The sequence below is a fragment of the Streptomyces incanus genome, assembly GCF_042656345.1.
Lineage (GTDB): Bacteria > Actinomycetota > Actinomycetes > Streptomycetales > Streptomycetaceae > Streptomyces > Streptomyces incanus.
The window spans coordinates 176,031-177,972 of record NZ_JBHSPC010000012.1; the positions used below are offsets into that span (position 1 = coordinate 176,031).

3 protein-coding genes are annotated in these 1,942 nt (G+C 68.7%); 2 read left to right on the top strand and 1 reads right to left on the bottom strand.

What is annotated here, in order from left to right; translation table 11 throughout:
- Window positions 1–36 precede the first annotated feature (36 nt).
- On the bottom strand, window positions 37–483 hold the full coding sequence (locus ACFP2V_RS04275; protein WP_381205596.1) for an ATP-binding protein: 447 nt from the start codon (window positions 481–483) through the stop codon (window positions 37–39).
- 144 nt (window positions 484–627) lie between these two features.
- Between ACFP2V_RS04275 and ACFP2V_RS04280 the strand changes: the two genes are divergently transcribed.
- Complete coding sequence (locus ACFP2V_RS04280) at window positions 628–1,170, top strand: GntR family transcriptional regulator (protein ID WP_381205562.1); 543 nt, start codon at window positions 628–630, stop codon at window positions 1,168–1,170.
- Window positions 1,167–1,925, top strand: coding sequence for a GntR family transcriptional regulator (locus ACFP2V_RS04285; RefSeq protein WP_381205565.1), 759 nt, complete (start codon window positions 1,167–1,169; stop codon window positions 1,923–1,925). Before ACFP2V_RS04280 ends, ACFP2V_RS04285 begins: the two co-directional genes overlap by 4 nt.
- Window positions 1,926–1,942: the final 17 nt, after the last annotated feature.

Here is a 1,942-nt window from a genome sequence, read left to right on the forward strand (position 1 = left end):
TACCGCCGGGCGCCCTTCTCGCTGCACGGAATCCGCTCAGTGCGTCCGCACCCGCTCCACCACTCCCCCTCTCCCCTCCTCCCCGTCCTTCACCTCTGCACGGTCCATCGCGAACACCGTCCAGACGGATTTACCGGGGCGGTGCGGCGTCACGCCGAAGTCGTCCGCGAGAGCCATGACGAGGCGAAGCCCCCTCCCCCCGCAGTCGTCCGCCGCCGCATCCCTCACTTCAGGGTTCCCACCCCCGCTGTCGCGGACCTCGATCCGGACGAGCGGACCGTCGCCGACCAGCACCAGGGAGAGTTCGCGCCCCGGCGGTACGCCGTGCAGCAGGGCGTTCGTCACAAGCTCCGACACGCAGACGCGCACGTCGTCCTCCCGCCCCCGGTAACCCCACTCGGCGAGCGTTTCGAGAGCGAACCTGCGTGCGGCGGGCACCGAGCGGTGAGCCCGCGGAAATCGACGTTGCCGCGACAGAAGCACGGTGAGCACCGCCTTGGATCAGTGGTCTGAGGTCCGGACCACCGTACCGCTATTCACGAAAAGCAGTAAGGTAGGAGATCTGAAGTAGTTCACTTAACGTGTAAAGCAGCAAGGTCGTCGAACACTCGCCTCCTGGAGGACACCGTGAGCGACAGCACATGGGTCAGCACCTCACTCCCGTACCTGACTCCACGGGAAAAGGGGCGGCCGGAAGCCTGGGCGTCCGAAGCCGCGGCCCAGGGCGGCAAGGGCACCCAGCGCATCGCGTACGCCGGTGAGACAACTCCTCCGGAGGGAGTCGCCACGCTCCTCGAACTGCCCGCCGAAGAGACGGCGATCGTGCGCCGACGAGTGATCGAGTTGGACGGAGAGCCCTGCGAGCTGACGGACACGTACTACCCCGCCCGCATCGCCCGAGGCACCCGCCTCGCCGAGGAGAGGAAGATTCCGGGCGGCACCGTGACGCTCCTCGCCGCACTGGGACACGTCGGCGTCCGCGTACGTGAGGACGTGACCGCGCGCATGCCGAGCCCGGAGGAACGCGACCTCCTGCACCTGGGGCCGGACGAGCCCGTCCTCCACCTGAGCCGAGTCACACTCGACGGTGACGACCGCCCCTTCCAGGCCGACATGATGATCATGCCGGCGCTCCGCCGGCGCCTGAGCTACGAGATCCGGATCGGATGACAGTGCCCACCACCCACACCACGTCGCCGGACCCACGTTCGCTCCACGAGCGGATCGCCGCCGACCTCCGGGACGAAATCATGAGCGGGGACCTGGCACCGGGCGCCAGCCTTCCCTCCACGGCCCGGCTCAAGGACAGATTCGACGCCTCGAACGCGACCATCCAGAAAGCGCTACAGCTCCTCAAGGACGAGCACCTGGTGGTGGGCCGCGCCGGATCCGCGGTCACCGTTCGCGAGCGCCGGCAGCGCACGGTACGCCCGGCCTCGTCCATGGCTCCCGCGGACCCAGGAAAGCCGTACCGCTGGCTCACCGAGGCCGCACGCCTCGGCACCCAGGCGCACAGCACCCTGCTCGACGTGACCGAGACCCGCCCTCCGGCCGACGTCGCGTCCGCACTGGGCCTCGACGGCACCGAGACCGCGGTACTGCGTCATCAAGTCTTGTCCATCGACGACGAGCCCGTCGAACTGGTCAAGTCCTACTACCCCCTGCACCTCGCCCGAGGCACCGCCATCACGGCCAAACGGAAGATCAAGGGTGGCACCCCGGCCCTCCTCGCCCAGCTCGGCTTCCCGCCTCGCCTGAGCGTGGACCGGGTCTCGGCCAGAGTCCCCACCCAGGAGCAGTACCAAGCCCTGCACCTACCCAGCGACCTCCCGGTGCTCCGCACCCTGCGCGTGGTCTACAGCGACGACGAGCGCCCCGTGGAACCTGGGTTCGACAGTTGCGGGTCGTGGCTAGTCCGCGAATAGGTGGGTTGACCTGCGGG

Excerpts from the sequence above, each read along its gene's own strand:
- ACFP2V_RS04285 (WP_381205565.1), top strand. The coding sequence starts at position 1,167 with ATGACAGTGCCCACCACCCACACCACGTCGCCGGACCCACGTTCGCTC.